The organism is Streptomyces sp. NPDC042638, from assembly GCF_040647235.1.
Taxonomy (GTDB): Bacteria; Actinomycetota; Actinomycetes; order Streptomycetales; family Streptomycetaceae; genus Streptomyces; species Streptomyces rameus.
Window position 1 is genome coordinate 1 of record NZ_JBEZBT010000061.1, and the last position, 4,673, is coordinate 4,673.

Consider the following 4,673-nt stretch of genomic DNA (forward strand, 5'->3'; position numbering starts at 1 on the left):
CAGTGGCTCCGGCGGCCCCGCCCGCCCCCCCGGCCGCCGCGCGGCGGGCCCCCCCGCCCCCCCCGCGCCCCGGGGCGCGGCGCCACCCGCCGCGCCCGCCGCGCCGGCGGATCCTGCCCGAGTGGGACCCGGAGGCCTTCGGCCGGCTGTCGGAGAAGATCGCCCGCTTCCTGGGCACCGGACGCTTCATCGTCTGGATGACGGTCGTCATCATCCTGTGGGTGCTGTGGAACGTCGCCGCGCCGGTGGCGCTGCGCTTCGACCAGTACCCGTTCATCTTCCTGACCCTGATGCTGTCCCTGCAGGCGTCGTACGCCGCCCCGCTGATCCTGCTCGCGCAGAACAGGCAGGACGACCGGGACCGGGTCAACCTGGAGCAGGACCGCAAGCAGAACGAGCGGTCCATCGCCGACACCGAGTACCTGACCCGGGAGGTCGCCGCGCTGCGCACGGGCCTGGGCGAGGTGGCCACCCGTGACTGGATCCGTTCGGAACTCCAGGACCTGCTGAAGGAGCTGGAGGAACGCCGCCGCCACGACGGGCACGGCGCTCACGTCGTATTCCCGGCGGAACGCCCACCGGGACGTGACACAGACGACCGCTGAGGGGCATCCCTCAGGCCCCCCGGCGCGCCGTACCATCGTCCTTATGGCTACGGAAGACGCGGTGCGCGAGGCACTGGCGACGGTGAACGACCCCGAGATCAACCGCCCGATCACCGAACTCGGGATGGTCAAATCGGTGGAGATCGGTGCGGACGGGGCGGTCGCGGTCACCGTGTACCTGACGGTCTCGGGCTGTCCGATGCGCGACACCATCACTCAGCGCGTCACCGAGGCGGTCTCCCGGATCGAGGGCGTCACCCGCGTCGACGTCACCCTGGACGTGATGAGCGACGAGCAGCGCAAGGAGCTGGCGGCGGCCCTGCGCGGCGGCCAGGCCGAGCGTGAGGTCCCCTTCGCCAAGCCGGGCAACCTCACCCGGGTCTACGCGGTCGCCTCCGGCAAGGGCGGTGTCGGCAAGTCCTCGGTGACGGTGAACCTGGCGGCGGCGATGGCCGCCGACGGCCTGAAGGTCGGTGTCGTGGACGCCGACATCTACGGCCACAGCGTGCCGCGCATGCTCGGCGTCGACGGCCGGCCCACCCAGGTCGAGAACATGATCATGCCGCCGTCCGCGAACGGCGTGAAGGTCATCTCCATCGGCATGTTCACCCCGGGCAACGCCCCGGTCGTCTGGCGCGGCCCGATGCTGCACCGCGCCCTCCAGCAGTTCCTCGCCGATGTCTACTGGGGCGACCTGGACGTCCTCCTGCTGGACCTGCCGCCCGGCACGGGTGACATCGCGATCTCCGTCGCCCAGCTGGTCCCGAACGCCGAGATCCTGGTCGTGACGACCCCGCAGCAGGCGGCGGCCGAGGTCGCCGAGCGGGCCGGCTCCATCGCCGTGCAGACCCACCAGAAGATCGTCGGCGTGGTCGAGAACATGTCCGGCCTGCCCTGCCCGCACTGCGGCGAGATGGTCGACGTCTTCGGCACGGGCGGCGGCCAGCTGGTCGCCGACGGCCTGACCCGCACCACCGGTACGACGGTCCCGGTCCTCGGCAACATCCCGATCGACGTCCGGCTCCGCGAGGGCGGCGACGAGGGCAAGCCGGTGGTCCTGACCGACCCCGACTCCCCCGCGGGCTCGGCCCTGCGCGCCATCGCCGGAAAGCTGGGGGGCCGCCAGCGGGGTCTGTCGGGCCTGTCGCTGGGCATCACGCCGAAGAACAAGTTCTGAGCCGGCTCTGAGCCGACTTCGGCGACAGCGGGCTCGAAGGGGCGCCGGAACTCAACCGGCGCCCCTGTGTCATGCGTAGGCCGCGACGTCCTTCACGACGGCGAACCCGAGCCCGTACGCGCTCATCCCCCGGCCGTACGCGCCGAGATGGACCCCCGACTCGGTGGTGCCCGCCAGCACCCAGCCGAACTCCGACTCCCGGTAGTGGAAGGAGGCCGCGGCCCCGTCCACCGGCAGGGAGAGCCTGGACCACTCGGTTCCGTCCAGATCGTCGGCGAGGGCCCACGCCGTCTCCGTCTGCTGCTCCAGCCAGTCGTCCCGCAGACTGTGGTCCATCTGCCCGGGCCAGGTGAACGACAGCAGGCCCACACCGGCCAGCCATGCCGCCGAGGACACCGAGGTCGCCTCCAGCAGCCCTGTGCCGTCCGCGCTGCGCCGGGACGGCTGCGCGGCGACCGTCACCACGACGGCGAACTTCTCCCGCGGCTCACCGGCGGCACCGGTCTCGCCCCGCACCGAAGGCTCGTCCCCGTGCCCGATCGAACCGTGCTCGACGGCGCCGTCGGCCGCCGTACCGACCTGCATCAGCCAGCGCGGCCCCGTGAACGCCTCGTCGAGGCCGTACCACGGGAAGGGCGCCCGCAGGTAACCGTCGACCGTACGCCGGGCGGAGGGGAGCTCTTGTCCGCCCTCCGCGGCCGGCGCCTGCGCGCCCACCCGACTCGTCGTCTCCATCTGCCCGGACGCCTCCTCGCTCTCGTCGGACCGGGCTGACCCGCCCCCCTTCGGGCGTACGCGTCCGGTCCGCGCAACAACTCGGCAGCATATCCACACCGCTGAGACCCGCAGGGCAGGCGCTGGATGCGTGGGTCGCGCGAAGGGCCTGTTCAGGCCGTGCGCGACGGGTGCGCGCTATGACACGCGTCACGTGCGCGGCGTACGCCCGCGTGCGCGTGTCGGTGAGACGGCGGCGGTGGCGGTGGCAGCGGTTACGTGGCGTCCGCGTCGAAAGGCGGGCGCTCGTCGTCGCCGGGGGCCTCGGGCTTCTTGGTCATGTCGATGCGCCCGCCGGAGGAGGGGGACGACGAGGACGGGGCGGACGACGCGTCGCCGTCGCGGCTGTTCACCGCGTCCGTGACCTCGGCCATCTCCTTCTTCAGGTCGAAGCCGTTGCGGATCTCCTTCAGCCCCAGGTCGTCGTTGTCCAGCTGCTTGCGGATGAACGTCTTGGGGTTGAGGTCCTCGAACTCGAAGTCCTTGAACTCGGGACCGAGTTCGGTGCGGATGTCCTGCTTGGCGCTCTCCGAGAACTCGCGGATCTTCCGGATCGTGCGCGTCACGTCCTGGATGACCTTGGGGAGCTTGTCCGGACCGAAGACGAGCACGGCGAGCACGACGATCGTGACCAGCTCCAGTGGTCCTATGTCATTGAACACCTGACGCTCCTTGCGATGTCCTCGGTCGCTCAACGGTACCCGGCGTTCGCGTCCGACCGGTACCGTCCCAAGGTGAGACTTCCGTCAGTTCTGCCCCGACGCGCCGAGCACGAGTGACACGTCCCGCTTGGTACCGCCCCGTTCCACCGTCAGGCGCAGCCGGTCGCCGGGCCGGTGCGCGCGGATCCTGACGATCAGCTCTTCACCGGTATGGACGCGCACCCCGCCGACCTCGGTGATGAGGTCGCCCGCCTTGAGGCCGGCCCGCTCGCCGGGGCCGCCCCGGGTGACGGCGGGGCCGCCGCTCGCGCTCTTGCTGTCGATGCGGGCGCCGTCGCCGGTGTAGCCCATGTCGAGGGTGACGCCGATCACGGGGTGCGTGGCGTGGCCTTCGCCGATCAGTTCCTCGGCGACACGCTCGGCCTGGTTGACCGGTATGGCGAAGCCGAGACCGATGGAGCCGGCCTGGCCGCCGCCCGTGGAGCCGGAGCCGCTGCCGGCGGAGCGGATGGCCGAGTTGATGCCGATGACCTCGGCCCGGGAGTCGAGCAGTGGGCCGCCGGAGTTGCCCGGGTTGATGGCGGCGTCGGTCTGCAGGGCATCGACGTACGACACATCGGTGCCGTCGCTCTTCTCGCCGCCGGCCGTGATGGGCCGTTCCTTGGCGCTGATGATGCCGGAGGTGACCGTGTCGGCGAGGTCGAAGGGGGCGCCGATGGCGACGACGGGGTCGCCGACCTGGACGTCGTCGGAGTTGCCGAGGGGCAGCGGGGTGAGTCCGTGGACGCCGTGCACCTGGACGACGGCGAGGTCGTAGCCGCTGTCCCGGCCGACGACCTTCGCCCTGACCGTGTCGCCGCCGCTGAACGTCACGGATATCTCGCCGTCCGGCCCGGCGGGCTCCACGACGTGGTTGTTGGTGAGGATGTGCCCCTGGGCGTCGAGGACGAAGCCGGTGCCGGTGTCCGCCTGGTCGGCCCCTTTGACGTGCAGGGTGACCACGCTGGGCAGGGCGCGGGCGGCTATCCCGGCCACGCTGTCCGGCGCGCGCCCGGCCTGCGGCGGCCGGACGCCGTCGCCGAGCCCCTCGCGCTCGACGTAGGCGCCGGCGACTCCGCCTATGCCCGCGGACACGAGGGCGACGCAGAGGGCCGCTAGGAGGGTGCGCCGCCTGGCCCGCCGAAGCCGCTGCCCGTCCGTCGGCCTGCCGGCGCCGGTCTGCTGCAACGGCCCCGGCGCGGACGCCCGCTGCTCGGCGGCCCCGAGGCCCCACGGGTCGTCACGCCCCCAGACCCCCTCCCCCACCGACGGAAGGACACCACCGGACACCGCGCCGGAGACGGGGCCGGGGGACGCCCCGGGCGCCGCGGGCACCACCGGGGCGGGCACCACGGGCGCCCCCTGGGCCGCAGGCACCGCGGGTGCCCCGGGGACCGCGGGCACCACGGGTGCCCC

General features: G+C 72.6%; 5 protein-coding genes. 2 read left to right on the forward strand and 3 right to left on the reverse strand.

The window, feature by feature from the left end; genetic code table 11:
* Nucleotides 1–2: 2 nt before the first annotated feature.
* Both AB0B40_RS32725 and AB0B40_RS32730 read left to right on the forward strand, forming a co-directional pair.
* Nucleotides 3–605 carry a DUF1003 domain-containing protein gene (locus tag AB0B40_RS32725; RefSeq protein ID WP_362267143.1) on the forward strand — a complete coding sequence of 201 codons (603 nt, stop codon included), beginning with the start codon at nt 3–5 and terminating at the stop codon, nt 603–605.
* A 43-nt stretch (nt 606–648) separates the two neighbouring features.
* The gene (locus tag AB0B40_RS32730) at nt 649–1,782 is read left to right on the forward strand and encodes an Mrp/NBP35 family ATP-binding protein (protein WP_345055684.1); all 1,134 of its coding nucleotides are present in this window, start codon (nt 649–651) and stop codon (nt 1,780–1,782) included.
* 69 nt (nt 1,783–1,851) lie between these two features.
* On the opposite strand, the gene AB0B40_RS32735 is transcribed toward AB0B40_RS32730, so the two are convergent.
* From AB0B40_RS32735 to AB0B40_RS32745, 3 genes are all read right to left on the reverse strand, one after another.
* Nucleotides 1,852–2,517: a hypothetical protein gene (locus tag AB0B40_RS32735; protein ID WP_362267145.1), complete on the reverse strand. Its 666-nt coding sequence runs from the start codon at nt 2,515–2,517 to the stop codon at nt 1,852–1,854.
* A 254-nt stretch (nt 2,518–2,771) separates the two neighbouring features.
* Nucleotides 2,772–3,218 (reverse strand): sec-independent translocase, encoded by a 447-nt coding sequence (locus tag AB0B40_RS32740; RefSeq protein WP_345055687.1) that lies wholly within the window; start codon nt 3,216–3,218, stop codon nt 2,772–2,774.
* 84 nt (nt 3,219–3,302) lie between these two features.
* Nucleotides 3,303–4,673, reverse strand: a 1,371-nt coding sequence (locus tag AB0B40_RS32745; protein ID WP_362267148.1) for a trypsin-like peptidase domain-containing protein, incomplete at its 5' end; no start/stop codon positions are given.

Bases quoted from the DNA above. Each gene is read 5' to 3' on its own strand.
- AB0B40_RS32730 (WP_345055684.1), top strand. From the start codon at position 649: ATGGCTACGGAAGACGCGGTGCGCGAGGCACTGGCGACGGTGAACGAC.
- AB0B40_RS32735 (WP_362267145.1), bottom strand. From the start codon at position 2,517: ATGGAGACGACGAGTCGGGTGGGCGCGCAGGCGCCGGCCGCGGAGGGC.